Origin of the sequence: Sorangium sp. So ce1014, assembly GCF_051521505.1 — a bacterium.
Lineage (GTDB): Bacteria > Myxococcota_A > Polyangia > Polyangiales > Polyangiaceae > Sorangium.
Genome location: NZ_CP150356.1, coordinates 9,941,311 through 9,968,246, shown reverse-complemented (window position 1 = coordinate 9,968,246; position 26,936 = coordinate 9,941,311). Strand labels below are relative to the sequence as shown.

Sequence of the window (26,936 nt, the reverse complement as noted above, 5' to 3'; positions counted from 1 at the left end):
GCGGCCCTCGCGCGGGGACGCGAGGTCGTCGCGGCTCCCGGCGCGCTCGGCGAGGAGCGCTCACCACCGGATGCGAAACCCGCCGCGCCAGCCACCCTGTACCTGGCCGCTCCCCGAGAAGACCACCGCCGCCCGCGGCTGCCGGAAGCAGGGGAACCAGACACCCGAGCTCCGGTCCGGCGTGAGCCCGCTGCCCTCGATCGCGATCGACTGGCTCCGCCAGGCGGCTTCGTCGAGCCTGAGCCGGGAGCACGCGCTCGTCCGGCCGCCGAGGATCTCGTCGTGGATCGCGAGCTCGCGCTCGGAGAGATCGAGCGCGCGTCGATGCACGGGGGCCCCGGGGAGGAACCGGTATCCGTTGTGCTCGGCCTCCACGGCGACATGCGCGCGGGCCTGCTCGAGCCGCCGCACCTCGGCGCGCGCCCGGCGGCCGACGCGGAAAGCGCTCCACACCTCGCTCGAGTCGGCGCCGCCGAGCTCGATCGTGTTGTGCGCGCGCGTGGCCCGGGTCTCCCCCCGGTCGCGATCCGCCTTGTAGCTGGAGACGCCGTAGTCGACGACTGCGCGCTCGCCCCCGAGCCACAGCTCGAACGTGAGCGCGTCGGCGTGCACGTGGCCGGGCTGATACGAGGCCCCGTCCGCCCCCGCGTCGAACGCGAGCCAGGCCCGAGCGCCGGACCGCAGGATCACCCAGCCGGTCGCGGTGAGGTGCTGGAGCGAGGGCCCGTCGTCCAGCGCTGCGCCGGGCGCTCGGGCCGGCACGAAGAGGCCGAGCTCCGCGCCGAGGCCGAGGACGCGATCGAGCTCGGGCGCGGCGTCGAGCGCGGCGTCGTTGAACAGGGGGTAGGTGCCGTCCGGAGCGCGGACGGCGGCGGCCCATGACAGCGCCCGCCGCGCCGTCGTCCGCCAGAGCTCGGGCACATCGCGCCCCGACGCCTGCGTGAGCTCGATCGCCTCGAGCAGCCCGGCCGTCAGCGCGAGGTGGTACGAGACGGAGAGCTCGAAGTGCCCACCGTCGTCCAGGAACTGCTCCGGGAGCTGCCAGGCGAGGAGCGCCGAGCCGAGCGTCCACCACGCCTCCGCCTCGATCCCGTGGGTGACCGCGCCGCCGCACACGAGCCCGATGGCATTCTCCAGCAGGTGGTTGGCGAGCAGGTGCAGCTCGAGGCCGAGCGCGACGGCCCGACAAGCGCGCGCCAGCTCGGCCGAGAGCCCAGGGCGCCCGAGGCGCGCGGCGACCGCAAGCCGGCGGGCGCGCACCGAGGCGGGGAAGGGATGCGACGCGATGGGGGCGTCCCACGTGCCCGGGGCCTGGAGCGTCGGATCGGCCCCGAGCTCATAACCGTAGGCGCGCTCGTACGCATGCAGCAGCGAACCCTCGGGAATCGCGGCCAGGCGCGCGCCGCCGCGCGCTCTCTCGGCGTCCGCGAAGGCCGCGAAGCGCGCGCTCGGCGGGGCGAAGCCGGGGCGGAGGCGCGGAGGCCGCGCCGCGGTGGGGACCTTGCCGAGCGCGCGCTGAGCGAGCGCGATCGGACGGGCGAGCACCTGAACGGGGTGGAGCTGCGCCACGGTGCGGGCGACCCGCGGGAGGTTCATGGCCTGTCTCTCCGCTGATCTCCGCGAGATCCCGAACGAAGGACCACGCGCTCCAGCACCTCGATGTAGTCGCGCGCGAGGGCGTCGCGATCGAACGAACGGATGACGTAGGACCGCCCCGCTTCCCCCATGCGCCTCCGCCTGTCGGCATCGGACGCGAGCTCGACGATGGCCCGGGTCATGGCCGGCACGTCCTCGGGCGGAGCAAAGATGCCGGCGCGCGCCTCCTCGACGATCGCCCGTGCCTCGCCGTCGACCGAGATCACGACCGGGCGCGCCATGGCGAGGATCTCGAAGATCTTGGAGGGGATCACGGTCTCGAAGAGCTCGGTCTTGCGCAGGGGAACGAGGCAGATATCGGCGGTGGCGTACACCTCGGTGATCGCGTCGCGCGGGAGCGCGCCGAGGAACGTCGCGTTGGTGAGCCCGAGCTCACGTGCGCGCGCTTCCAGGCTCGCCCGCTCGGCCCCCTCTCCGACGAAGAGGAAGCGAATGTCGTCGCGCGCGAGCAGGCCTCTCGCCACGTCGAGCACCGCGGAGAGGCCGTGCGCCATCCCGTGCGTGCCGACGTACGCCACGACGAGGCGGTCCCCGAGGTCGAGCTTCGCCCGGAGCGGCGTGTCGCGCGGCGACGGCGTGAAACGACCGAGATCCACGCCGTTGCGGACGACGTCGATCTTGTCGGCGGGCACGCCTCGGGCGACGAGGCGCTCGCGGAAGCTCTGCGTGACGACGACGATCTCGTCGGCCGCCCGGTAGAGCTGCTCTTCGACGAGGGTGAGCCCCTGCACGACCGGATGCCCTGCCGGGAGGGCGCCCACGGCCACGATGGACTCGGGCCAGAGGTCGCGCACCTCGAACACGAACGGCAGCCGGCGGAGCCTGGCGAGCCCGTAGCCGGCCACGGCCGTGAGAAAGTGGGGGCTCGTCGCGATGAGCACGTCGCTCGGGGGCAACGCGAGCTGCGCGAGCGTGAGCGCGGAGGCGGCGAACGAGCCGTACGCCAGCGAGCGACGCACCTTGCCCCGGTTGGCGGCGGCGTAGATCCACGTGCGGAGGACCCGCACTCCATGGAAGTCCTCCTCGATGCGGACCCGACCTCGATACTCGGGCGGGACGACCCCGGTCGGGTGGTTCGGAAGGCCTGTGAGGACGGTGACTTCGTGCCCAGTGCGGCGCCAGGCTCGGGCGAGCTCCGATACGCGCGCCGCGGGGGCGCCCGGCTCGGGCGGAAAGTAAGGGGAGACGTAAAGGATGCGCATGGTCCGCGTGGCGCTTCAGGCCAGGTTCTCGTTGGAGGTTCGTTCTGCCGTTCTCTTGGTGGAGCTGTTCGCGCCCGCGGCCGCCGCGGCCTCGCACCGAGGCGAGGCCGTCGGTCGGCCGCCGGAGGGCAGCGCGGGGACCCTACTGGCTCGACGACGGCTGGCCGAGGCGTGCTTGGCGCAGGGGCCGCTCAGGTCCATGGCGCACTGTACCCATTGCAGAGAGCTTGTGCCGCACGTGCTTGACGAGCGAGGCCATCAGGACCCCCACGAGCATCGCGGCCCCCAGCGTGAGCGTGATCTTGAGCAGGGAGCTGAGCTCGCCCCGGAACTGGTAGTACGCGAACGAGGCGAGGCACACGGCGGTCGCACGGCTGAACAGCGGCGTCTCGCGCGCGGCCGCCATGACGAGCGGCAGCATGAAGAAGACGGCGCTCATCACCGAGATCTGGATGAACGTACCGAGGAAACCGAGGTTCAGGTATCCCTCGGTGGCAGCGCTCATGGCGAAGCCGCCGCCATGGCGCGCAAAGTCAGGATCCATCCACAGGACATAGCGCTCCGATAGCGCGAGCGGCCGTTCGTGCCAGATCGGCTTGGGCACCAGGATGAGGACGGCGTTGATCCAGCTCTCGCCCGGGTAGGCTACGAGGGGAGGCCTCTCGTTCACGATGGTGACGAGGTTATCGTAGACGCGCTGGAGCTCGCTGATCTCCAGCACGTTCTCTGTCTGATCGAGGCGCAGTACCGCCGACTCGATCTGCGCGTCGAGCCCGCTGCCCTGCTTGAACCGGGCGCCGTCCATCGCGATGCCGTAGAAGAGGACGCACACCATGCCGATGGCCAGCCACAGGCGCCGGATCTGGACACCGAAGGCATGCAACCCGAGCCCGACGGAGAGGATAGCAAAGATGAGAGGACCTCGCCGCCCCGTCGCCGTGTTGAGCAGGAAGGTCATGAGGAGCAGCATCCCGGCGACGTACACCAGCATCGGGACCCGCAGACGGGCCTTGCGGAGCGACGCGATCCGGAGAAAAAAGTAGACGGCCGCGATCTGGATCAGGTACCAGCCCGAGATCAACAGGCCCTTGCCATGCCCTTCCAGGTGGGTGGCCCCGTAGCTCAGCGTGAAGAACCGCCCCAGGCCGATCGAGGCGATCCACGCGAATACGAGCCCGATCCCGAGCGCTCCGGCCGCCATTGTCCCCCAGTCCTGGTCCAGGATCGCCTTCGGGTTGTGCATCGGCACCAGGCGATCGAGGTTCGGCGCTTCGGGGGCCCGGCTCAGGGCGGTGCACACGAGCGCGCATCCAGCTGCGCCGACGTAGGCTACCTCCATGGCCGCCTCGTCACGGCTCGACAGATGGAGTCCAGTGGACATGAGCAGGCGCAGGACGGGAGTGTAAGCGACGCTGAGGAAGTACGTGGCCGGCACGTACGTCTCCGGATCCAGCGGATGGAAGCGGGGACCGCCGGCGCGGGCGAGCGACGGGGCGAGCATCAGGACCAGGAGGCCGACGGTCCACCCGATCCCGTCGCCGAGCGTCCCCTCGAGGACGGGGCCGAGCGCTGCCAGGGCGGCGACGAGCACCGTCGCCCAGAGCCGGACGCGGCGCGTCCTCGCCCCGGCGGGGGCTGCCTTGGCGGCGCGCCGAGCGCCGTGTGCGCGGGGGATGCCCCGTGCGCCGGGGAGCCTCAAGGAGAGCAAGGGCCGGCGCTCCTCAATTCGGCAGCGGAGGCGGAGGCGGCGCCGCTGGGTCGGAGGGCGCCGGCTCGGCAGGCGTCTGGTAAGGTTCGTCGCTCTTGTAGCCGTAGTAGCGATAGCCGCCGTACTCTTGCCGGCTCAGGTTCACGGCGTTCAGCACGACCCCCACCGTCTTGCCCCCGACGTCGTAGAGCGCCCGGATCCCATGGCGCGCGAAGTCGCGCGTCGTGACGGATGCTCGTACGACGAGCACGGTGCCGTCGACCAGCGTGGACAGCACGGTGCCGTCGGTCACCGCGAGCAGGGGAGGGCTGTCGATGAGCACGCGGTCGAAGCGGCCCTGGAGCTTGCGGAGCAGCGCCTTGAAGCGATCGCTGTGCAGGAGCTCCGCCGGGTTCGGCGGGATGGGGCCCGCGGGGATGACATAGAGATTCTCCACCTCCGTCCTGAGCGCGCTCTCGTCGTCGACCACCGAGTCGTCGAGCAGCGCGCTCGTGACGCCGATCTCCATGCCTTTCCCGAAGATGTGATGGAGGCGCGGCTTGCGGAGGTCGCAATCGATGAGGACGACCTTCTGTCCTGCCTGCGCCATGGCGACGGCGATGCAGCAGCACGCCGTCGTCTTTCCCTCCGCGGGCCCGGCGCTCGCGACGAGCAGCGTCTTGTAGGGGTGGTCGGGCGACATGAAGAGCAGGTTGGTCCGGATCGCGCGGGCCGCCTCCGCGATCCCGCTCTTCGGCTGATCATGGACGACGAGCTCGTGCCGGCCCGGCTGGGCAGCGCGCCTGCCGCGGCGGTTCGCCTTGCGGAGCTCGGCCTCCTTCTTGCCCCGATTGTCGAACTCCGGCAGGAGGCCCAGGAGGGGTAGGCCGAGCTCCCGCTCCACCTCATCCGGCGTCTTCAGCGTGCGATCGAGCAACGCCCGCCCCAGCGCCGCCCCGATCCCGAGGAGCAGCCCGGCGAAGATGCCGACCGCGATGTTGGTCCCGACGCGGGGACGCAGCGGGATGAGCGCGAGGCTCGGCCTGTCGAGGACGCGAATGTTGTTCACCCGCATCATCCGCTGCAGGTCGCTCTCCTTCGTGCGCTCGAGGACGAGCTGGTAGAGCTTCTCCGTGTTGTCCTTCGTCCTGCGGAGGCGGTCGTACTCGATCTTCAGAGAATTCAGCCCGAAGGCCTGCTTTCTCGAGTCCTCGAGCAGCGCCGCGAGGCCCGTCTCCTGGCGCTTCACGATGGCGAGATCGCGGCTCACCGCGCCCTGAACATTCTTGACCTCGGCGATGAGCGCGTTCCGGTTGGCGGTAATCCGCTCGTTGGCGGCGCGGACGTCCGGGTGGTTATCGCCCTTGCCAGAGCCGAGGAGCGCGTCGCGCTCGCGGACGCACTCCTCCTGGCGCGCGCGCAGCATCTGGAGGACCGGGCTCTGGATGAGCTCCGAGGCGGGGAGGTCGGTCGGGTTGTTCGGGTCGACCTTCGACAGCTCGTGGTTCCTCGCGGCGAACTCCTCCCGCCGCGTGCGCACGGACGTGAGGGCGTCATTGATCTGCTTCATCTCCTCACGAAGCAGGTTGGTCTTGTCCTCGAAATCCACGTCGAGGATGTCATGGCTGAGCTTGTATTCGTGGAGCGAGGTCTCGCTCGCCTCCAGGTCATTCTTCAGCTTGTCGAGCTGTATCCTCAGCCAGTCGACGGCCGAGGTCGTCGAGGCGAGCGCTTCATCGAGGTTCTGCTCGATGTAAACATCCATCAGCGTCGAGAGCACGCGCTGAGCCCGCTCGCGATCCGCATCGATGTAACGCACGACCGCGAGGCGGCTGTCCTTCACCGGCTCGATCAGGAGCCGTTCGAGCACGAGATCCGCGGCCTCCTCAGCGGTCACGGTCTTCGGCGCGGGGGCCGCCGCCTCCTTCGGGAGGTTTTCCAGGAAGTAAACGTCGCTCTGCAGGCTCAGCTGGGCGACGACCGCGAGCGCCACCCGCATCGACCGGATGACCTTGTACTGGGTCTCGTAATACTCTCGGTTGTTCCAGTACGACCCAGCGCCCATGTCGACCACGGTGTCGACTCCGCGGCCGAGCGGCCTCGGAGGATTCGGATCGAACTGCACTGTCGTCGTCGACTGATAAATTTTCTTCTGCCCGAGCGTGTAGAACGTCACGCTGAGGGCGACGAAGAGCAGCGTCGAGAGCGCGGTGGCCCAGTGCTTGCTAACGATGCGCAAGGCCGCTACGAGATCGAACGAGCGCTCGGTGGAAGCGTCGTTTGGGGACAGGGATGTCGAGGGGGCTCTGAGTTCGTCGGCCATAAGTCGTGCGTTAGAGGCGCGTTTCCCAGGGTAGGGGTCCGCGCGGAGGGCTAAGGTGCGCCCCAGGTCCCCAAAATTCAAGCCGGCGTTCCGAAATGGGAGCGGATGTAGTATAACATCCGCAGCTCGGGCTGTCTACGGCCCGAATGCCCGGTCGCGGGCGCGGCAGAGGTCCCAGCCGGGAGGACTTTTGCCGGCTGCTGCCGCTCCGCCGGGATGGACTACACTTCGGCCGCGTGCGCAGCGCTACGCTCGCTCGCTGAGGACAAGCAGAATGACACGGTCATCGATCGTCACGCGTGCAGGCGCGATGGCAGCGTGCTCCGCGCTCCTCTTCGCCGGGAATGACGCGTTCGCAGACTGGCCTTCTGCCCGTCACGACCCGCAGCGCACGGGCGCCACGCCGTCCACGAGCAATATCGTCAAGCCGGCGCCCTACTGGCGCTCGTACCTGGGCGGAGCGCTCCTGTCCAGAAGCGTGTTCGCTGGCGACGTGAACCAGGATGGCGAGCTCGACGTGCTCTTCGCCTCCGGAGGGCGCGTGACGCTCTCCGATCCGCAGGGCTTCACCCGCTGGAGGACCCCTTCGATGGGCTTCCGGACGCTGCACGCCGTCGAGGATCTCGACGGAGACGGCCTGCTCGAGGTGATCGTCCTGACCGGCGCGGGGGCGGCCGTGCTCGATGGGGCGAGCGGGGTCATCCTCTGGATGGAGGACGCTTCGGAGCTCGGCGTGCTCGGCGCGGCGCGCCTCGCAGACTTCAATGGTGACGGCCACCTCGATCTGTTCCTCGACGAGTGCGGCTGCTGCGCGGTGCGGACCGACAGCCCGGGCGTCATCTACAGCTTCGCGAGGGGGTTCAGCGCCGTGGAGAGGCTGCCCTCCCCGCCGAAGCGCGCGCGCTGCAACGCCTCGATCGACACCGTGGGCGACTGGGACGGGAACGGAGCCGCCGATCTCCTCGTATCCTCTCAAGACAGACTGTTATTTGTCTCCGGGGCTGGGGACGTCTTCGCGGAGTCCGCGATCGTCGGAGCGCACCTCGGCGGCGCGTCGTGCGAGGCCGTGACCCTGGGCGACCCCCCGAGCCCCCAGCGAGCGCTCTGCTTTCAGAATCGGGTGTTCGGCGTGGAGGGGGCGCGCGAGGTCTCCCTGCTCGCGTACAGGCCGGGCGAGAGCCCATCGCTGGCCGTCGTCTGGCGAAAGACGCTCAGCCCCAACGACGGCGGCGACGCCCGGGCCCCGACGCGCCTCGCCTGGGATCTCGACGGCGACGGCGCGCTCGAGGTGCTGGCGAGCGGCAAGACGGGCGAGACGTGGACGTCGTTCGTGCTCGACGCGGCCACGGGCGCCGAGCTCGCCGTCATCCCCGAGGAGATCGCGCAGGGCGCGATCCCCGGGGAGGCCGGCGCCGGGCAGTGGATCATCACGTCGCGCGAGGACCGCGTGTCGGCGTTCCGGTTCAGCCGCGCAGCCGGACAGCGCGTCGAGCGGCTCTGGTCGCGCGATGGGGAGCTGGTCCGCACGCGGCTCGACTGGGGGCGAGCGCAGCGGACGGGGCTCAGCCAGGCGCTGGTCACGCCGGATCTCGACGGCGACGGGCGCGGTGAGCTCGTGCTCGAAGCGACCTCGGCGCCGGTGGCGCTCACCGCCTACGAGACGCGCGCGGCCGGAGCCTCGCCTGCCGCGGTGTACCGGGTCGACCTCGGCGTCGGCGTCGCGGCGCTCGACGTGCCGGCGGCGACGTCTCCGGCGGCGCCGCGGCTCATGGTCTCCCGCGAAGACGGGTTCGTCGCGCTGCTCGACGCCTCGCTCGCGCCGACGAACCTCATGCACGAGGGGCGCGAGGTCGTGCCGGGCCTGCGCGTTGGCAGTTACAGCACAGGCCCCGGTGCGTACGTGGACTTCGGCCGCGCTCCGATCGCGGCGAAGCTGTCGCCGGGGGACGCGGCCGCCAGCGTGGTCGTCGTCGACAGCCGGGGTGATCTCCTCCGGATCGCGTCCGAGGACGCGAGCAATGTCGCGCCGGCCAAGGCGGCCTGGCGCGTCATCGACGCGTTCGGCGCCTCCATCTGGCCCGCCGACGACCGCACGCCGGCGACCCTCGCGTGCTTCAGGCGACGGCACCCGCTCGTCGATCCGCCGAGGTACGCGGTCGTGGCGCTCGACGCGAACGGCAGGCAGACGAGCGAGACCGCGGTGCAGAAGCCGCCCGCGTGGGACGTGCTGCACGGAGACCTCGACGGCGACGGCGCGCCCGAGCTCGTGGCGCTCACGGTCGATCCCACCTATCGCACCGAGATCCTCGCGCTCGATCGGAGCGGCGGGATGCGATGGAAGCATGACATCAACGCCTCGGCCGGGACCCAGGCCGTCGCGATCGCCGACTGGGACGGAGACGGGGCGGAGGACGTCGCCGTGGCGATCAACTCCGCCCGCGTGCTGTCGGGCCGAGACGGCAGCGCCCTCCGCGAGAGCACGGAGCGGTTGCCCTATTTCATGCCGATCCTCGCCGACGTGTCGGGAGACGAGCGGCTCGAGATGACGCTGCAAGGGGGGTATCACCCCGAGAGGACGCTGCCGCACGATCTAAGCGCCGCGCTCTGGAGGGGCCCCGTGGGCAGCCGCCCGTACCCGCACGGCGCGATCGCCAGGTGCGACGGGAGGCCCCTCCTCGTCGAGGGCTCGTACGTGCACCCGGCGCGCCTCTCGTTCACCAAGCTCGACGGCCCCGGCGCTGGCCGGTCGAGTTTCGTCGTGCTCGCCGGCGACGCCTCGTTCGCCGACGAGCACGCGGCCGAGCAGGCCGGCGCGGTCATGGGCCAGCTCGGGGACGCCGCGATCTCGCAGAACCTCACCGGGCTCGCGGCCGCAGGCCCCACCGTCGTGGTCGGCTCCACGAACGGCTTCCTCTACGCGGTCGACGCGTGCTCGGAGCGCCTGCTGTGGTCCTATGCCTTCGGCGAGCCCGTCGGCGCGCCGATCCTCGCGGACACCGACGGCGACGGCCATGACGACATCGTCGTGAGCGTCGCGGACGGCTACCTCTACAACCTGCGGCACGAGAACCTGCCCGCCCCCGATTACGTCTGGGAGATCGACCCGAGCACGAGCGGCTCCAGCGAGGACGTCGACGAGATCGAGACCCGGGACACGCTGTACGTGGCGTGGTCGAAGGTCCCGACGGCCACGTCCTACGAGGTGGCGGTCGTGGGCGGCGAGGGGAACTACGTGAGCTCGCCGGCGTGGCGGGAAGTCGGCGACGTCAGCGAGGCCTCTATCAGCAGGCTGCCGCTCCTCGACGGGGCGAAGTACTACGTCGGCGTCCGCGCGGTCTCCGCCGCCGGGCTCTCCCCCGATCGCGGCTCGGACGGGGTGATCGTGCGCATGCCGCAGGGCGAAGGCGGCGCCGGTGGAGACGGCGCCGGTGGGGCCGGTGGAGACGGCGCCGGTGGGGTCGGCATCGGCGGGGCCGGGGCCGGTGGGGCCGGCGGTGGCGGGGCCGGGGCCGGTGGGGTCGGCGGTGGCGGGGTCGGCGTGGGCGGCGTGGACCGGGCGCTGCCGGGGGACACGCTCCTCTACGGCCGGGGCTGCGTCTGCTCCGAGGCGCCCGGGCAGCCCGGCGCCTCGTGGACGGCCGGCCTCGGCGGCATCGCGCTCGCGCTCCTCGCCCTCGGCAGGGCCCGGGCCAGGGCGGCCGCTCCGGCGAGCTACCGGGCGGCGCGCCGCGGAAGCACCGCGCGAGCCTAGCCTCGACGTGGATGGCTGCCTGACACGGGCCAGCGGTGCCCAGGTCGAGGCGAGTTACTGGAAGCTCACGCCCGGCCCGAGCGCCAGCGCGACGGCGAACGCGGCGATGAGCAGGACCATCGCTCCGAGCGCGTACCGTCGCATGGGCGCGTCGAGCACGAAGGCGAGGCGCGCCACGCCGACCAGCACCGACGGGCCAAACACGCCGAAATGCCGGACCAGGGGCTCCGGCGCCAGGAGAAGGCACCCGGCCACGCACGCGCTGCTCAGCACGCTGCCGACGGGGAGCGCGCGGCGCGAACGCGGGCCGGAGAAGTAGACGCACAGGGCGTCGGTGATGAGCGGACCCGTCGCGGAGACCAGCATCGTCGCGGTCATGGCGTCACGCGCAGCCCCCGTGTGAGGGAGCCAGGGGATCGGGATCGCGAAGAGCGCGTAGATGAGCGCACCGGCGGCCGAGAGCGCGACCGCCGGCGGCAGCCACGCGCGCAGGGCGCGCGTGTGCCAGGTCGCCTCGTCTCCCGATCCGCTCGCGCCCGCGACGGCACGCGCGGCGAACGCCTGGGAGGCGTTCGTGAGGGCCAGGGCAAAGGACCAGTAGAGCACCTGCTGCCCGACCCGATGCTCGCCGATGTACTTCAGGTTCACGCTGAGCGAGATGGGATAGACGACCACCGTCGAGAAGTTCGCGATGGAGTGCGGGGCCGCGCGCCGGATGACGAGCATCGCATAACGGGCAGCGCGCCGGAGCCGGGTCGGACGCAGCAGGAGCAGCGCGGGCGAGGCGCCGGCGAGCCCGATGGCCGTCGCGACGGCCCAGGGGCGGCCGCTCAGCGCGGCCAGCATGGACGCGCCAGGCGAGAAGACGAGGAGCACCGCGAGCGCCTGGAGGTATCGGCCCTCGCGCTGGAAGAGCGGCCAGATGCTGGGCGAGGCGGCGGCGAGCAGCGTGCACGCGCTGAAGAACGCGGTGACGAGCCCCGCCGTGCCGCCCAGCCCGAAGGCGAGCTCGTGGGCGAGCGTGCTGCTGAAGGCGATCGCGGCGATGATCGCGAGCGCGCCGCCGGCGAGCGCGCGGCCCGCCTTCGTCGAGAGCGCGCGCGTCCGGCGCGCCAGGATGGGCGCGAGGCCGGCGGCGACCAGCGAGACGACGACCATCCCTCGCGACGTGTAGTTGGCGAGCGCGGCGAGCGCCGCGGGCTGGGCCGAGAGCGCGAGCACCCACTGGGCGGCGAGCGAGACGGCGCGCGGCAGGAGGACGGCGAACGCGACCCCCGTGCCCCCGTGCATCAGGGCGCGCGGCAACGACGACAGCTTCACAAGGCGCTTCGCTGGAGGCGGACAGAGGCGCGCATGGCCACAGGGGGCGCGCAGTCTACCTACGGCGCGAGCGAAGGCGCCAGGGCCTTGGCCCGCTCGTCGAGGATCCTCTTGCGCAGCTCGGTGTCGTGGCCGCCGCGGCGCTGCAGCAGGCGCTCGAGCGCGGCCGCCGCCTCGACGTGCGCGCCCGCCCCGCTCGCGGCGTCGGCGAGCTTGAGGAGGCGCTCCTCCGTCGGCTCGTCCTGCGCCGCCCGCGCGTAGTAGGTCACGGCAGACGAGTAGTCCTTGCGCGCGGCGAGCAGGTCGCCGACCCAGGTCGCCGCCGACGCGCACGCCGCGTGGGCGCTGCACGACGCCAGCATCAGGTCGCGGCTCGCAGGGAGGAGCCGCTCGGAAGAGCCGAGCTGCGCCGCCGCGACGACCCGCAGGCGGAGACAGCCGAGCCGGTTGTCGAGCCGCTCGCAGCTCCCCGCGAGCAGCTGCTCCGCCTCCGCGCTCTTCTTGCGCAGCAGGAGGAGCCGCGCCCGCAGCTGGACCGCGTAGAACGAGTCGCCCTTCGACTCCTGAATCGCCGCCGCGTGCGCCTCGATCTGCCGCTCGCAGGCGCCCCGCTGCGCCTCGTCGCCTCCCGCGTCGCCGCAGCGGGCGGAGCTCGGATCCTCCAGCATCGCGAGCAGCGCGTTGCCCGCGGCCCAGCGCGCGCCGACGCGCGTCGGAGCGCGCGCGATCGCTTCCTCCGCGCAGCGCAGGCGCAGGTCCAGCTCGTCCCGGCGGTCCCCCGCGGCCGCCATCCGCTCGAGCAGCTCGACGCCGGCCTTTCCCTCCGGCACGGCCCGCAGCAGCTCGTCCCAGCGCCGGGTCCATTGCCGGGCGAGGCCCGCGGCCGTGCCGACCACGTCGGGATCGTCCTCCACCGCGAGCCGGAGGCTCAGGAGCGCCTGCTCCGTGGCGCCGCGCGACGCGAGCACCTCCGCGAGCAGGAGGTGGGCGCGCCCGTGGCGGCGCGAGCGCTCGAGCGTGCGCTGGAGCCACGGGATCGGGCTCTCGCTCCGGCCCTGCAGCACGGTGACCGCGCCGAGCAACGGGAAGTACGGCTCCGCGGGGTGGCGGAGCATCGCCGCGCGGAGCTCCTCGCGGAAACGCGGCCAGCCGGCGCCGCTCGCCGCGCCGGCGTCGCTCAGAGCGCGCAACGCTCGGCGGTCGTGGTCGACGTCGCGCCAGCCGAAGCGCACCATCAGCGCGACGAGCGTGAGCCCGGCGGCCGCGGCGCACGCCGCCGCCTGCCACGGTCGCCACCGTCCGGCGACCGGCTCGTCTGCCGGAGCATCGCGCCGCGGGCGCTCGCGATGGGCCTCACCCCAGAGCGAGCCCAGGGTCGCCGCGAGCGCGATGGTGACACCGGGCACCTCGAGCCCGAGATCGAACAGGTTCTGGAGGAGGAGCACCACGCAGCCGACCCACGCGGCCAGCGTCGCCGTGCTCCCGCGCAACGCGATCTTGCCAGGGCGAAACGCGAACCCGAGCGCGACGAGGGCGGCCGCGGCCGCCGGAATGCCCCACTCCGCCGCCCACTGGAGCACGAAGTTCTCCGCGTGCGTGAACACGATGTTCCCCGGTGACCGCCGGTAAGCAGGGAACACCGTCTCGAAGGCGCCGCGCCCGATGCCGAGGAGCCAGTGATCCGCGAGCAGCGGGAGCGTCGAGTAGAAGAACGACAGCTTGTCGAGGTTATCGTCCGCGATCTCCGTGAGGGTGCGGTTCGTGGCGGCGAGCGCGGCCAGCACCGCGCCGCCGGCGATGGCCACGCTCAGCAGCCAGGTCGCTGGGCCCCGCGCGCGGGCGCCCGAGCGCCGCCTGCCGCGCCTCTGCCGCGAGAGCAGCGCGAAGAGGGCGAGGCCGAGCGGCAGCACGAGCAGCCCTCCGCGGGACGACGCGATGATGCCGACCCCCACGATCGCGGTGAGCCCGACCCCGGCAACCCAGGCCGGCAGGAGCGGCCTGCTCGTGAGCAGCAGCCCGACCCCGGAGAGGATTCCGAGGTTCAGGTAACCGGCGAGGTTGTTCGGGTTGAGCAGCGGCCCGATGTGCCATGACGCGACCGAGAAGCGCGGCTGATACAGGCCAAAGACCTTCGTCGCGCCGAGCAGCCCGTGGGCGATCGTCGTGAGCGCGGCGAGGAACGCGCTGCCGAAGACGAGGGTGATTCCAAGCTTCGCGCCGTGCCTGGCGCCGACGAACGCCGCGGTGATGAAGATGCCAGCATACGTGAGCCATTTCACGGCCTCGACCCGCGTCGCCCCTGGATCGAGCGAGATGCTGGCGTACCGCGGCGCCGCCTCGCCGAGCGGCATCAGGGCGCGCGACCAGATGTCGGCGCTCGCCGGCGAGAGCCTCTCGAGCCACGCGAGCGGCAGGGGCGCGGTCTGCAGCAGCGTATAAGCGGTCAAGCCGAGCAGCGTGAGCACCGGCAGCGTCCTCACAGAAGACGGCCCGTCGGTGAGGGCGCCGGCGCGGAGAGAGAGCGCGGCAGCGATCGCCGTGACCGAGGAGATCCATGCCAGCGTGGGCGTATGGACCGCGCCGATGGCGAGCACGGACCCGGCGACGGCGGCCCCGAGCAGCCATGGGATCACGCGCTCGGCGAGCGGCGCCGCGGCGCCTCCTGGTCGGCTCCACGCCGCGGCGCCCATCGAGCGCCGGCGCTCCATGGGCGACCTCGGCTTCACGCGCGTGTAGTCCGGATCCACGGCCCGCGAGGGTAGTCGATCCGGGTCGCGAGCGGACGAGATTGACCACGGCATTCAAGGGCTCGATCTGCGCGCGCTGCCGGGATTGGCGAGCTGGAGGGGTGGGTCGAGGTACCCATCGAGTTCGCGCCCAGCTACGCCTCTGGCGAGCAGCTCGCCGATATCGACGCTCGCGCGTCTGCCGCGGACGCCGCTCGCGCGGCCGCGCCGCTGGTGTAGAGTGCGCCGCGTGCTCACGATCTCGGCGCATCCCCTGCTCGAAGCCGCCGCCTTCGTCACGACCTTCCCCGCGCCGCTCGGCGAGCTGCCGGTGAGCGACGCGCTCCGCGGCCTCCTGTCCGACAAGGCCTCGGCCCCGTTCCGCTCGGACGACGCCGTGCGGTCGGCGGTGCGCGATCTGCTCCGGCACGGCGGCTACAAGCCGACCGGCCGGGGCAAGCCGGCCTCCGAGTACCTCCTCCGCGCCGCCGAGGCGGGCTCGCTCGCGACCATCAACGCGGCCGTGGACGCGTGCAACGCCGTGTCGCTGCACACCGGGCTGCCCATCAGCGTGATCGATCTCGACCGCGCAAGGCCCCCGCTCCGCATCGACGTCGCGCCCGCCGGCGCCCGCTACGTGTTCAACGCCTCGGGGCAGGAGATCGACCTCGAGGGGCTCCTCTGCGTCTTCGATGCAGGAGGCCCGTGCGCCAACGCCGTGAAGGACGCGCAGCGGACGAAGACGCACGCCGGGACGACGCGCACGCTCTCGGTCCTCTGGGGCAGCCGCGCGCTGCCGGGCCGCGCGGCGGAGGCGGCCGCCTGGTACAGGGAGCTGCTCGCCGGCGTCGGCGCGGCGACCTCGGACGCGCCGATCGCGGCCTGAGCCGCCGGCGCGAGGCGCGCTACGGCGCCGGCGCAGGCCGATCGACGGGCGTCGTGACCACGGTCTCGTCCTTCTCGGTGAGCCACACCCAGTTGTCGACGAGCCCGGTCGAATCGAGCTCGTGATCGCCGGCGTCGTACGCTCCCCACCGGATCTTGATCTCCTGGTTCGGCTCCACGGGCGCCGAGGTGACGAGCCAGCCCGTCCCAGCGCGGCTCTCGAACCCCGTCCCGAGCAGCTCGCTCGTCTCGCTCGTGCACGCGTACACCCGGCCGTCGAGATCGCAGGGGGGGCCGCCCTCGCAGGCACAGACGTCGATCAGGGTGTTGTTGATGCTCATCGCGTTCTTCTTGTCGTCGAAGAGGATGTGCCCATCGATGAGGTTGGCTGGCCGCGGCGTGAGGAAGGCGACGAAGTAATCGTTGAAATCGTTGCAGGCATGCGGCCAGTCGTAGGTGAGATAGTAGCTGTTGAACGCGAAGCCGCGGACGTTCGACGGGACCCGGATCGTGATCTCGATGGCGGTCGGGTCGGACGGCTTCGCGGGCACGAGACCCTCGCAGCCGTGCGGGGCCTTCGGGAAGTTCTGGGGGAACTCGCCCTCGTACTTCTTGTTGAACCCCACCGGGCTCTCGAAGCCCTCGTCGTCCTGCTGCCGCGCCGTGCCGCTCGAGAGGGCGAGCAGCCGCGCGCCTGCCTTCGGCGGGACGTTGCGCCCGAACCTGGGCAGGATACCGTGCCCGAGGTGGAAGTTGGCGTGCTGCTCCTCCCCTTCCGGGGGCGGCGCGCCGTCGACCATGACCCAGGCCGCGGAGAGCACCCCCCAGTCGCCGGGCCAGCGCGGCGTCTTGCACAGCTCGACCGCCCTTGCGGCGCTGAACGGCTCCGCGTCGTCGATCGCGATCCCGTCGTCGCACGGCTCGGGCACGTTGTCGACGAAGGTGTCGCAGTCGTCGTCGACAGGCTCCGGCGCGGCGCCCCCTTCGCCGCCGACCGTCGCGAGCTCCAGCGCCGCCGGGTTGACCAGCGCGTTGCAGTCGTCGCAGTCGCCGAGGTCCTCCGTGAAGCCGTCGCCGTCCGCGTCGTCGTCCGGCGAGCCGCCGCAGTCCGCGCCCCCCGCTGCCCCCGCGCCCTCAGTGCCCGTGGTGGTGGTCGCCGCGTCGGTCGTCGCGGGCGGCGGTATCACGTCGGCGCCCGAGGTGCTCCCGGCGCCGCCCTCCCCGCCAGCGGCGAGGCCGCCCACCGGTCCGATGTTCCCGGTGCAGGCCACGCCCATGCAGCCCGCCGCGGTCATGAAGCTCAAGAAATTCAACCAACGTGTCATCGGTGCTCCTCGAGGTCGCATGGAACCAGGGCGGTTCAGGGCGAGCCGGCGATACGGGAGTCGACGATGATTTTATCAGCAGAAGCCGCAGCAACAGTCAGCCCATCCCGGCGAAGCGCGGTGCTTTTTTGTGAGTCGGATTCGCACATCGTGGCACCGGCTCCCGGGACAGGCGCCAGCGCCCAGCGCGTTTCACAGGAGGCGAGCCGCAGCGACAGATCGTCGACAAAGCAGAGAGCGCCGGCGCTTTTACAGCGCCGGCGCTCTCTGTCCCCGTGAGGGGCTTGGGCCGCCAGAACGTGCCCCGCGCCACCTGCGCCGGGCGGGACGTTCTGGACGATCAGGCCTGGGCGCCCACTTCCTTCTTGCTCTTGCGCTTCGACTCCTTCTTGCCGGAGCCGTTCACGGTCACGGGCACCGCGGAGAGCGTCGGGCGCAGCAGATCCTCGGCCATCTTGGCGGCGCGGGTCGTCTTCTCCCAGCTGAACTCGTCGCGGCCGAAGTGGCCGTACGCCGCCGTCTTGCGGTAGATGGGCTTCAGCAGGTCGAGCTGCTCGATGATCGCCTTCGGCCGCATGTCGAAGTTCTGCATGATGTACTTCTCGAGCACCTCGTCACCTACGCGGCCGGTGCCGAAGGTGTTGATGTGCACGCCGACCGGCTGCGCGACGCCGATGGCGTAGGCGATCTGCACCTCGCAGCGCGAGGCGAGCTTGGACGCGACGACGTTCTTCGCGACGTAGCGCGCGTAGTAGCAGGCGGAGCGATCGACCTTCGTCGGGTCCTTGCCGCTGAAGGCGCCGCCGCCGTGCCGGCCCATGCCGCCGTAGGTGTCGACGATGATCTTGCGGCCGGTGAGGCCGGCGTCGCCGAACGGGCCGCCGACCACGAAGCGGCCGGTCGGGTTCACGTACACCTTCGTGTTCCGATCCATCAGCTTCGCCGGGATGCTCTTCTCGATGATCATGCTCCGCACGGCGTCGACGATCGTCTTGTGCTTGACCTCGGGGCTGTGCTGCGTCGACACGACGACGGCGCTCACGCGGATGGGCGTGTACTCCTCGTACTCGATCGTGACCTGGGTCTTGCCGTCGGGGCGCAGCCAATCGAGCTTCTTCGACTTGCGGAGATCGGCGAGCTTCCGGGCGAGGCGGTGGGCATAGGTGATCGGGGCGGGCATCAGCTCCGGCGTCTCGTCGGTCGCGAAGCCGAACATGAGCCCCTGATCGCCGGCGCCCTGCTCCTTGAAGAGGCCCTCGCCCTCGGTGACCCCGCGGGAGATATCGGGCGACTGCTTCTCGATCGCCGTGAGCACCGCGCAAGTCTCGTAGTCGAAGCCCATCGAGGCATCGGTGTAGCCGATGTCCTTGATTGTGCTGCGCACGACGACCGGCATATCGACCCACGCCGAGGTCGTGATCTCGCCGGCCACGACGGCCATGCCCGTCTTCACCAGGGTCTCGCAGGCGACGCGGGCCGTCGGATCCTTCTCGATGATGCCATCGAGGATCGCGTCGGAGATCTGGTCGCACACCTTGTCGGGGTGACCTTCGGTGACGGACTCGGAAGTGAACTGGTAACGGCGCATGAATCGCTCCTTCGGCGGGCTCGAAAACGGACCTCTCGCATAGTTCGAGCGCGGGGAACCGTCAACGCGGGCCGCGGCCGGTCGGGGACAAAAGCGCCGGCCGGACGCGCTGCCGGCTGGGCCGGCCCGCGCGGCCCGAGCGCGATGTCGGCGCGCGCCGCTGCGTGGGCAGCACCTGGCCTGCCGGCGCGCCGCCGTGGCCGGCGCCAGGCGAAGGAGCTGCGCCGCCGACGGGGATCTCGCCGGGCGGCCCGCGAGATCGGACGATCGCGGCGCGTCCGCCTCCCGCTTCCCGTCCAGCGCACTCCCGGAGGCGCGTCTCCAGCGGCTATGATGCCACGCATGACGTTCGACGAGATCAAGACCTGCCTCGAGCGTGAGGGCTGGGCTGTGGAGGTCGTGTCCACCGACACGCTGCGCAGCGACTTCCAGGGGGCCGAGCGGCTCTTCCCTCTGTTCGTGCGGCTCTCACCTCCCTTCGTCGTCTTCGCGGTGATCCCGTTCGTGCGGCTCCCGATGGATCTCGAGGAGGGCGACGCGATCGTGCGGCGCCTCCTCCAGCTGAACCGCGAGATCAACATGGCCAAGCTCTCGGCCGATGAGGAAGGCGACGTGATCCTCAGTGTCGAGTATCGCCTCCAGGACCTCGATCCGAGCGAGGTGCGCGACGCCGTCGACGTGCTCTCCTTCTATGCGAACAAGCACTATGCCGAGCTCGTGGAGCTCGCCGCGCCGTGAGGCGCCGGCCGGCGCGTCATGGCACGATCTGCTCTTCTCTCGGCTTGAGCCCCTCGTGCGCCTTCAGCTCGCTGCGCACGACCCGGACGCGCCGCACGTCGCTCCCGCGCACGACCGTGATCTCGACGGCGCTCCCGACGGCGCCGCGGAGCCGATCGCGCAGCTGGGCCGACGAGAGATCCCGGACATAGACGCCATCGATCATCACGAGCTCGTCGCCCGGGATCAGCCCGGCCCGCTCGGCGGCGAGCCCTCGCGGCACGTCGCGCACGTAGAGCGCCTGCGACTCGTTGTCTCTCCCCAGGACGGCCCCGATGGATCCCACGCTGGCGGTGCAACCGGCGGCCATGAGGAGGAGCGCCGCGCTCCAGGATCTGCTTGCCACGGCGACACCATAGCGCCCCCGGGGCCTCCCGTACGCCCCTCGACCAGCGCAGATCAGATAAAGCAGCTGATCCGGGCGGAGACATCGCCGCTCAGGCGCCTCCTCGTCGCGCTCTGGGCGATAAGCAGGTCGGTGAAGCTCCGTTGACGGCGCTGCCGTGGCCGTCGCTGCCGTCACACCGTTGGCCAGCCCCGCCAGCGCCGGGGCAGCTTCAGCCGTCGCCGTCGATCACGCCGCGCAACCGGACCAGCCCCGGGCCGGCGCGGAGCACCGCCTGGCAGGCGAGGCGCAGGCGCGGCGGGGCGCCGAGGCGCTCGAGGCGATCGAGCTCGCCGCGCGTGGGCGGCTCGAGGTGCTGCTCCCCCTCGACGACCTCGACGCGGCAGGTGGCGCAGCGCGCGTCGCGGCACGAGAACACGACCGGAGCGCGCGCGTCGTCGCAGACATCGATGAGCCTGCCCGCTCCCGCCTCCGCGGAGACGGCGGGACCGAGCGCGCTGGCCTCGAACACAACCGTGGGCATCGCCGCTTCCTCCTGCACCGTGACCGCGGGGCCACCGCCCGAGCGGCGGGGGCGTGTCGGCTCGCGGCGCTGGCGCCGAGAGCGCATTTTCGCGGGCGTCTCCACGCACTATACGACGGGCGCATGACGGATCGCTGGGACGCAATCATCCTCGGCGGCGGGCCGGGTGGGTCGACGCTCGCCGCGTCGCTGGCCAGGCTCGGCCGCCGGGCCCTCGTGCTCGAGCGGGAGAGGTTCCCTCGCTTTCACATCGGCGAGTCGTTGCTGCCGCGCTCGCGCGAGATCTTCGAGCGGCTCGGGCTGGACGAGAAGCTGGACGCGCTCTTCCTCCGCAAATACGGCGCCCGGTTCCTGTGCTCGTCGACGGGGCGGATGCGGACGTACAGCTTCGCCGACGCGTTCGAGCCGAAGTTCGAGTTCGCTTACCAGGTGCAGCGCGACGCGTTCGACCAGCTGCTGCTGCGGCACGCGGCGGACCTCGGGGCGGAGGTGCGCGAGTCGTGGGAGGCCGTCGAGGTGCTGTTCGACGGCTCCCGCGCGGTCGGGGTGCGCGCGCGGCCTCGCGCTCGGTCCGGCGACGCCGCGCTCGCCGACCCGAGCGACGCCGTCGAGCTCCGCGCGCCGGTGATCGTGGACGCGACGGGGCGGGACACGCTCCTCGCCTCGAGGATGCGGCGCAAGGCGCAGGTGGCCGAGCTCGACAAGACGGCGCTCTTCGCCCACTACGAGGGCGTGGTCCGCGAGGAAGGGATCCACCAGGGCAACATCCAGGTGATCATCTTCGAGCACGGGTGGTTCTGGTTCATCCCGTTCCGCGGCGAGGTGACGAGCGTCGGCGCGGTCGTGTCGTCGAGCTGGCTCCGGAGCCGGAGGAAGGGGGAGAGCCTGGACGAGCTCTTCGACCGCACCGTCGCCGAGAGCGGCTGGGCGCGGGAGTTCCTCGCGAACGCGCGGCGCACCAGGCCGGTGGGCGCGCTCGCCGACTTCTCGTACCGGATCGATCAGCTCGCCGGAGACGGCTGGCTCTTCGTGGGCGACGCGGGCGGTTTCCTCGACCCGCTCTTCTCGACGGGCGCGCACCTCGCCATCAAGGGCGCCGATCTGGCGGCCACGGCGATCCACCGCGCGCTCGAGGCCGGGGACACCTCGCGCGCCGCGTTCGCGGGCTACGAGGCGGAGGTCCGTTACGCCGTCGATCTCTTCCTGGGCGTCGTGCAGGGCTTCTACAAGGGCCACTTCCGGGAGACCCTGTTCGAGGAGAACCAGCGGCCCACGATGCGCAAGCTCATCACCAGCATGCTCGCGGGCGACGTGTTCCACGCCGAGCGGCGCCCGCAGTGGGCGTCGTTCCTCCAGCAGTACTATCCGCCGGAGGTGCCCACCTTCACGTGACGCGCGGCGAGCGGCTCCGCGCGCTCGGTCAGCGCGCGGCCGCGCGCTCGGTCAGCGCGCGGCCGCAGGCGTCGCGGCCCCGGACCTCGTCGCTCATCTGCTTGCAGGCGGCCGACAGCGCGCCGCGCGCCTCCGCCCTCGCGTCGCCCTTCAGCGCCTCGTCGTCGGCCTCCGCCTTCGCCTCGAGCACGTCGCGCGCGATCCGGATCGCGGCCTCGTGGCCCTTCCTCGTCTCCGCGGGCAGCTTGCTGGCGCAGGCGGTCATCGTGGCCAGGTAGCCGTCGCACGCGTCGACCCCCGTGCTGTCGAGGTCGGTATTCCCGGCCTCGCCGCCGGCCGTGCCGCAGCCGAGGACGGAGGTGCCACACAGGAGGAGAAGTCCGAGGAGTGCTCTTGCCATCGTCGCGCGCCCGGGGCGTCGCCGGCGGCCGGTGCCGGCCGCGTCACGCCCTGCTCGAGGCCGGGGCACCCTGCCATGGGCCCGCGCCGCGGGGCAATTTTCGGCCGATCAGGCGCGGATCAGCAGGATGGCGTGCTCGTGGCGCGGGCGTCGCTGGAAGGCGCGCGCCGTCGGGCGGTGGAAGTGGGGGCGCGGCTGCGAGGCGACCGCGCGGACCGCGAAGCGCGCCCCGGACGCCGCGGCCCGGACCACGTCGACCGCGTAGACCGGCGCGCCGGCCACCACGCTGTCGGCGAGCAGCAGCACGAGCGGCGCCCCGCTCCGGAGGACGCGCGCGAGCGCGACGAGCACGCCGCCGAGCTCCTCGCGCCAGCGCACGCGGCCGGCGTCGGGGCCGAGCGGATCGAGGTGCCGGCGGGCGCCGATCTCGTCCTGCTCGAAGCGGGCGCTCCGGAGCCGGAGCCAGCGCAGCCTCGCCTCGTGGTGGGCGAGGTAGTCGTAGACGCCCGGGTAGGGCGGCGACGTGACCGCGAGGTGGACCGAGCCGGGCTCGACGCCGCGCAGCACGCGCGCGTCGCCCTCCTCGATGAACGCGGGCGGGCTCGCGGACAGCGGCGCGGCGACGTCGGCGAGGCGCTGGGCGAGCTCCTCCGCCTTGCGGATGAACAGCCGCGCCGGATAGCCGGCGGCGATCCGCCGCGGCAGCTCGTGCTCCGACGTGTCGGACGTGCGGCGGCTGAGCTTCGTGAGGATGGCCGAGAGGACGAGCTCGAGATCCGCGCGCAGCGCGTCGGCGCCGTGGCCCGCGAGGCGGTCGAGGCCGACGCGGAGCCCGTCGAGCTCGAGCAGCACGTGCGGCTCGAACAGGGCGACGTCCTCGGGGCCGTACCTGTGGCTCGGGCCGGCGCGCGCCTTGCGGCGCTCATCGGCGGCGGACGCGACCTCGCGGGCCGCGGCGACGAGCCGCTCGCGCTCGCCCGGGGTGCTGTCCTGCACCTTCAGGCGGGCCAGGCGTACGGCGAGGGGGTTCGCGTCGACGCCGATCGCTGCCCGGCGCGCGAGCCGGGCCTCGACGAGGACGGTGCCGCTGCCGCAGAACGGATCGAGCACCCGCTCGCCCGGCCTGGAGAGCGCCTCGATGAGCCGCCGGGCCGTGTCCGGATGCATCCGCGCCGGGTAGCTGTGGAACCCGTGGACGTGGGCGCGGGCCGCTTCCTCCGCCGTGCTCGAGCTGGCGACATCGAGCGCGTGGGCGAGCATCGCCGCGTCGGCCGGATCGCCCTCGAGCCGCGTCGCGCCGCCGACGTTCGTCAGGGCGCGGCGCGCCTGTGGCGCAGGCCGGATCGCGCGGGTCTTCTGCCGCGGGGCGTCCGGCTTCGGCTTGGGATCAGCGCTTCGTGGGCTCGACATGGGCGGTCCGTTGCGTCAGGGGCTCGGCGGTGAGCGCTTCGTCCTCGGCGGCGAGGGCGTGCGCCGCGCTCTCGGCCCCGGCCTCGCCGGCCCCGAGCTCGACCGCCGGCGAGGCGCCGACGCGGAGCTTCGGCGCGTAGCCGAACTCGCCCGCGGGGCTTATCGCGCCGCGCACGACATCGTTGACCTCGAGCAGCGCGAGCAGCTCCTCGGCCTGGGGCTCGGCGATCCGGAGGGTCGAGGCGAGCCCGCCGGCGGTGAGCGGGTGCTCGGTCTGGCGGGCGACGTCGGACGCGACGGAGACCCACGCCGCGTCGAGCGCGGGCGCGATGTCCCGGCTCCGCGACTTGGCCCGCCGGAACGACAAGAGGGCGAAGGCGGCGACGGGCGCCATCGTCAGGAGGCCGGCGGCGAAGAGCCCGACGCTCGCGTCGAGGACGAGCAGCAGCACGGCGAACAGGAACACCTCGAAGCCGAAGAGCGCGCTGGCCGCGATGCCCGCGGCCCGCCAGACCGAGCGCGCCGAGGTCGCGGCGCGCGCCTTCTGGAGCAGCGGCAGCTCGCGGCCGGATCGCTTGACGCGGGCGTCGGTCACCGGGACGCGCGGGCCGCCGCAGACATCGCACCGGAAGCGCAGCTCGGGGTGCGCAGAGACGCCGGCCACGCCGCCGCAGTGCGGGCACGCCTCGGCGCGCGGGTCCGCGCCGCACTGCCGGCAGCGATCGCTCCCCGGCGCGAGCGCCGCGGCGCACACATGACAGCGGGCGTCGCCGGCCGACGCCTGGGTCACGGCGCGCTCGCGGCGGATACCGAGCGGGCGCCGCTCACGTGGTGCAGCACGGCGTCGAACAGGGCGCGCCCGTCCGCGCAGCCCTGGAAGGGCACGCTCATCCGTTCGGGGTGGGGCATCAGCCCGAGCACGTTGCGCCGGGGCCCGCCGTAGATGCCGGCGATGTCCATCGCCGATCCGTTGGGGTTCGCGTCCCCGCCGACCAGCCCCTCCCGGTCGCAGTACTGGAGCGCGATGGCGCGATCCTCGACGAGCTTGCGGAGCGTCTCCGGATCCGCCTGATACCGCCCCTCGGCATGGGCGATCGGCAGGCGGAGCACCCGAGGCAGGCCGCTCGTGAACGGCCCTTCCGCGCGCGGCGTCACGAAGATGTCGCGGCACTCGAAGCGGAGGTGCGCGTTGCGGGTGAGGGCTCCCGGGAGCAGCCCCGCCTCGGTGAGGATCTGGAACCCGTTGCAGACGCCGAGCACCAGGCCGCCGCGCTCCACGTGCCGCCGGATGGCGGGGACGATCTGGCTCGTGCGCGCGATGGCGCCGCAGCGCAGGTAGTCTCCGTAGGAGAACCCGCCGGGGATGGCGACGAGGTCGGTGCCAGCGGGGAGCTCGGCGTCGCGGTGCCAGGCGGTCGACGTGCGGACCTGGAGCACGTCGCGGAGCGTATGGATCATTTCGGCATCGGCGTTGGAGCCCGGGAAGATGACCACGGTCGCGTGCATGGGCGTCGACGTAGCCCGGTTGCAGCCGCTCGGCCAGGGGTCGTGAGGGTGCGCGCCGCTTCACCGCCTTCTGGCGGCGTGCCATGATGGGACATGCCTTCGCGATGGGCGCGGACCGGCCGGACCGACGCGACGATGCGCGCGGCTTCCGGCTACCTCGTCCTCGCCGCGCTGGCGATCGCGCTGGCCCTTGTGCTGCGGGATGGACTGCCGTGGATCCACCCGAGCCCGTGGCTGTCGTTGCCGCCGCTGGCCGCGCTGCTGACGAGCGCAGCGCTGGGTCTCACGCTGGCGGCCGGGCTGGTCGTGATGACGCGCGTCGCGGTGGCCCGGTTCGACTGGGCGCGGCGGCTGCACAGCGAGCTCCGCCCTGTCGCGCTGGACCTCTCGCTCGGCCAGATCCTGCTCCTCGCGGGGCTCTCGAGCCTCGGGGAGGAGCTGCTCTTCCGCGGGCTCCTGACGCCGCTCCTCGGCGTGCTCCTGAGCGCGCTCGTCTTTGGCCTGGCGCACCAGATGCGCGGCCCGAGCCGCTGGGTCTGGGTGGGGTGGGCCATGGCGGTCGGCGCCGGGCTCGGCGCCATCTTCGCCGCGACGGGGTCGCTCGTCGGGCCGTTCCTTGCGCACGCCGTCGTGAACGCGGTGAACCTGAGCTACCTGCGCGACCACGATCCGGGCGAGGCGGGGCGGCAGGCGGCGCTCTAGTCGGTTGGGGAGAGGTCTTGCCGAGCTGCCCGGCCCCCCTGGGAGGAGAGAGGGGGGACCCCCGCCCTCAACGTTTCTTCGCGTCGGGGCGGGGAGGCCTGGCGGGCACCGGTCGCTGGGGGACCGGGCTCGTGCGCGACGGCTCTTCGTGGCTCGCCGGCCGGGGCGTCGAAGGCGCGAGGGTCCTGCGGGAGAGCTCGCCCGTCTCCGCGGCGCCCTGCCCCTCGCCGTCGCGTCCCGGCGAAAGCGGCGGCACGGCCGAGCGGCGAGACGGCGGCCGTGAGGGCGAGGTCCGACGCCCGCCCCGCGGGACCGTGGGAGGCTCGCTCTCCGCCGCGCCGCGCCGGCTCGACGGCGGCTTCGCGGTCATGCGGGCGAGCGAGCGCAGCGTCGGGGGCGCCCCCGGGGACGCAGCCTCGAGCTCGAAGCTCAGCTCGAGCGACGGCGGCACATCGGAGACGGTCAGGACGCCGTCGGCCGCCTTCCGCGGCGTGACGCCGGGCCCGCGGCGCAGGCGCTCCTCGAGCGGCGCGCGCGACGACGGCGGCGCGACGTCGTCCAGGAGGGACGACGGCCCGCCGAGCGCCGTCGTCGCGATCCGGGGCTCCGAGCGGCGCCGCGGCGGCGAGAGCTGCAGCTCGACACGGGTGCTCTCGTCCTCGAGCCGGGTGGCCTCGAGCAGGTAGGCGGCGATGGATTTTCGCTCCGACGGCACGGGGCGGCTGCCCGGAACGAACGCGAACCGTCCGACCTTCCAGGCCAGCATGGTGCGGAGCGCGGCGAGCGCCGAGACGCGCGTGCCGCCCACGGTCCCCTGGACGATGCACCCCTCGGCGATGTCGAGCTGAGCGCGCCGCTTCTTGCTGCTCACCTCGAACACGCCCGACCGCCGCTCCATCTCGAGGACCGTGAGGACCGTCGCGATGGACATCTGGCTGAGGTCGCCCTCGATCGCGGTCTGGTCGACGGAGGCAGGGATGGACATGAGGCTGTCCCGCCGCTGGCGGAGGCGGGACGCCATCTGCACGAGGGCGCCGATCTGCGCGACGACCTCGCCGACCCGGAACGGCTTGGTCATGTAGACGTCGGCGCCGACGTGGAACCCCTCGAGGCGGGACTGCTGGTCGTCGAGGGCGGAGAGGAAAAGGAAGGGGGTGACGGACACCCGCGACGGCTGGGTGCGGACGTTGCGGGCGACCCAGTAGCCGTCGTGGTCGGGCAGGCCGACGTCGCAGACGATGCACTCGGGCTCCAGGGTGCAGGCGGTCGAGAGCCCGGCCTCCGCGGTGGCGCAGTAGATGACCTCGTAACCCGCCTCGCGGATCGCGGTGGCGAGCAGGTCCGCGACATACTCCTCGTCCTCGATCACGAGCACGACCCCGCTCGGCATCTGGCAGACGGTACACGCGCGTCGCGC

General features: G+C 72.4%; 20 protein-coding genes. 5 read left to right on the top strand and 15 right to left on the bottom strand.

Annotation, left to right across the window (positions count from 1 at the left end; all coding sequences use genetic code 11):
- Positions 1–60 precede the first annotated feature (60 nt).
- From WME75_RS37775 to WME75_RS37760, 4 genes are all read right to left on the bottom strand, one after another.
- Complete coding sequence (locus tag WME75_RS37775; RefSeq protein WP_437481408.1) at positions 61–1,596, bottom strand: heparinase II/III domain-containing protein; 1,536 nt, start codon at positions 1,594–1,596, stop codon at positions 61–63.
- Positions 1,593–2,858, bottom strand: coding sequence for a glycosyltransferase family 4 protein (locus tag WME75_RS37770; RefSeq protein ID WP_437481406.1), 1,266 nt, complete (start codon positions 2,856–2,858; stop codon positions 1,593–1,595). Before WME75_RS37770 ends, WME75_RS37775 begins: the two co-directional genes overlap by 4 nt.
- Positions 2,859–3,000: 142 nt before the next feature.
- A complete protein-coding gene (locus tag WME75_RS37765; RefSeq protein ID WP_437481404.1) occupies positions 3,001–4,566 on the bottom strand; it encodes an O-antigen polymerase in 1,566 nt (521 codons plus the stop codon).
- 13 nt (positions 4,567–4,579) lie between these two features.
- Complete coding sequence (locus WME75_RS37760) at positions 4,580–6,784, bottom strand: GumC family protein (RefSeq protein ID WP_437481402.1); 2,205 nt, start codon at positions 6,782–6,784, stop codon at positions 4,580–4,582.
- A 394-nt stretch (positions 6,785–7,178) separates the two neighbouring features.
- Here WME75_RS37760 and WME75_RS37755 point away from each other — a divergent pair, with 394 nt between their 5' ends.
- On the top strand, positions 7,179–10,619 hold the full coding sequence (locus tag WME75_RS37755) for an FG-GAP-like repeat-containing protein (RefSeq protein WP_437481401.1): 3,441 nt from the start codon (positions 7,179–7,181) through the stop codon (positions 10,617–10,619).
- A gap of 54 nt (positions 10,620–10,673) precedes the next feature.
- Here WME75_RS37755 and WME75_RS37750 read toward each other — a convergent pair whose 3' ends face one another.
- Positions 10,674–11,939, bottom strand: coding sequence for a hypothetical protein (locus WME75_RS37750; RefSeq protein ID WP_437481399.1), 1,266 nt, complete (start codon positions 11,937–11,939; stop codon positions 10,674–10,676).
- A 59-nt stretch (positions 11,940–11,998) separates the two neighbouring features.
- Positions 11,999–14,686 (bottom strand): O-antigen ligase family protein, encoded by a 2,688-nt coding sequence (locus tag WME75_RS37745; RefSeq protein WP_437481397.1) that lies wholly within the window; start codon positions 14,684–14,686, stop codon positions 11,999–12,001.
- A 229-nt stretch (positions 14,687–14,915) separates the two neighbouring features.
- Between WME75_RS37745 and WME75_RS37740 the strand changes: the two genes are divergently transcribed.
- A complete protein-coding gene (locus WME75_RS37740) occupies positions 14,916–15,551 on the top strand; it encodes a phenylalanine--tRNA ligase beta subunit-related protein (protein WP_437481395.1) in 636 nt (211 codons plus the stop codon).
- A 19-nt stretch (positions 15,552–15,570) separates the two neighbouring features.
- Here the strand turns inward: WME75_RS37740 and WME75_RS37735 are convergent, their stop codons facing one another.
- Positions 15,571–16,875, bottom strand: coding sequence for a hypothetical protein (locus WME75_RS37735; RefSeq protein WP_437481393.1), 1,305 nt, complete (start codon positions 16,873–16,875; stop codon positions 15,571–15,573).
- Positions 16,876–17,215: 340 nt separating this feature from the next.
- A complete protein-coding gene (gene metK / locus WME75_RS37730) occupies positions 17,216–18,463 on the bottom strand; it encodes a methionine adenosyltransferase (RefSeq protein WP_437481392.1) in 1,248 nt (415 codons plus the stop codon).
- A gap of 342 nt (positions 18,464–18,805) precedes the next feature.
- Between metK and WME75_RS37725 the strand changes: the two genes are divergently transcribed.
- Complete coding sequence (locus tag WME75_RS37725; RefSeq protein ID WP_437481390.1) at positions 18,806–19,201, top strand: YbjN domain-containing protein; 396 nt, start codon at positions 18,806–18,808, stop codon at positions 19,199–19,201.
- Positions 19,202–19,217: 16 nt separating this feature from the next.
- On the opposite strand, the gene WME75_RS37720 is transcribed toward WME75_RS37725, so the two are convergent.
- Complete coding sequence (locus WME75_RS37720; RefSeq protein WP_437481388.1) at positions 19,218–19,586, bottom strand: PDZ domain-containing protein; 369 nt, start codon at positions 19,584–19,586, stop codon at positions 19,218–19,220.
- Positions 19,587–19,797: 211 nt separating this feature from the next.
- A complete protein-coding gene (locus WME75_RS37715; RefSeq protein ID WP_437481386.1) occupies positions 19,798–20,109 on the bottom strand; it encodes a 2Fe-2S iron-sulfur cluster-binding protein in 312 nt (103 codons plus the stop codon).
- Positions 20,110–20,232: 123 nt separating this feature from the next.
- Between WME75_RS37715 and WME75_RS37710 the strand changes: the two genes are divergently transcribed.
- The gene (locus tag WME75_RS37710; RefSeq protein ID WP_437481384.1) at positions 20,233–21,501 is read left to right on the top strand and encodes an NAD(P)/FAD-dependent oxidoreductase; all 1,269 of its coding nucleotides are present in this window, start codon (positions 20,233–20,235) and stop codon (positions 21,499–21,501) included.
- Positions 21,502–21,529: 28 nt separating this feature from the next.
- Here WME75_RS37710 and WME75_RS37705 read toward each other — a convergent pair whose 3' ends face one another.
- The 4 genes from WME75_RS37705 to purQ all read right to left on the bottom strand — a co-directional run bounded on the left by WME75_RS37705 (position 21,530) and on the right by purQ (position 24,817).
- Positions 21,530–21,901 (bottom strand): hypothetical protein, encoded by a 372-nt coding sequence (locus tag WME75_RS37705; protein WP_437481382.1) that lies wholly within the window; start codon positions 21,899–21,901, stop codon positions 21,530–21,532.
- Positions 21,902–22,009: 108 nt separating this feature from the next.
- On the bottom strand, positions 22,010–23,311 hold the full coding sequence (locus tag WME75_RS37700) for a DNA methyltransferase (protein ID WP_437481380.1): 1,302 nt from the start codon (positions 23,309–23,311) through the stop codon (positions 22,010–22,012).
- Positions 23,289–24,101 carry a zinc ribbon domain-containing protein gene (locus WME75_RS37695; RefSeq protein ID WP_437481378.1) on the bottom strand — a complete coding sequence of 271 codons (813 nt, stop codon included), beginning with the start codon at positions 24,099–24,101 and terminating at the stop codon, positions 23,289–23,291. Before WME75_RS37695 ends, WME75_RS37700 begins: the two co-directional genes overlap by 23 nt.
- Positions 24,098–24,817 carry a phosphoribosylformylglycinamidine synthase subunit PurQ gene (purQ, locus tag WME75_RS37690; RefSeq protein ID WP_437481376.1) on the bottom strand — a complete coding sequence of 240 codons (720 nt, stop codon included), beginning with the start codon at positions 24,815–24,817 and terminating at the stop codon, positions 24,098–24,100. The genes WME75_RS37695 and purQ overlap by 4 nt, the downstream gene beginning before the upstream one ends.
- Positions 24,818–24,910: 93 nt before the next feature.
- Between purQ and WME75_RS37685 the strand changes: the two genes are divergently transcribed.
- Positions 24,911–25,519, top strand: coding sequence for a CPBP family intramembrane glutamic endopeptidase (locus tag WME75_RS37685; protein WP_437481374.1), 609 nt, complete (start codon positions 24,911–24,913; stop codon positions 25,517–25,519).
- 67 nt (positions 25,520–25,586) lie between these two features.
- On the opposite strand, the gene WME75_RS37680 is transcribed toward WME75_RS37685, so the two are convergent.
- Entirely contained in the window at positions 25,587–26,909 is a 1,323-nt protein-coding gene (locus WME75_RS37680) for a response regulator (protein ID WP_437481372.1), read from the bottom strand.
- Positions 26,910–26,936: the final 27 nt, after the last annotated feature.